This window comes from Streptomyces sp. SID5643 (genome assembly GCF_009872555.1).
Lineage (GTDB): Bacteria > Actinomycetota > Actinomycetes > Streptomycetales > Streptomycetaceae > Streptomyces > Streptomyces iakyrus.
Map to the genome: position 1 here is coordinate 1 of NZ_WWIC01000083.1, position 465 is coordinate 465.

General features: G+C 67.1%; 1 protein-coding gene. It reads right to left on the bottom strand.

Annotation, left to right across the window (positions count from 1 at the left end):
• A partial coding sequence (locus GTY56_RS10040) for a lyase family protein (RefSeq protein ID WP_272923353.1) occupies positions 1-465 on the bottom strand: 465 nt, incomplete at both ends.

Here is a 465-nt window from a genome sequence, read left to right on the forward strand (position 1 = left end):
CGCTTGAGCACACCGGACATCTGCACGAACGCCCCGCAGTCCTGCGTCGCCTCCACCAGATTGGCCGCCGTCACCAACGGCAACCCCGTGATGACCGCCAGATGACGGCGGGCCGACTCGGCGTACCCGGCAGGGGCATTCAGGCCCGTACCGATCGCGGTCGCACCCAGGTTGATCTCATGGATCAACTGGACGGCCTCGGCAAGACGGGACCGGTCCTCGTCCAGCATGACGGCATAGGCCGAGAACTCCTGGCCCAGCGTCATGGGCACCGCGTCCTGCAACTGGGTGCGGCCCATCTTGAGCACGTCACGGAACTCGACGGCCTTGCGGGCGAACGTGTCCTGCAGGACGGACATCGCGTCGAGCAGCCCGCGCACCGCGAACACCGTCGCGATCTTGACGGCGGTCGGGTACACGTCGTTGGTCGACTGGCCGAGGTTGACGTCCTCGTTGGGGTGCAGG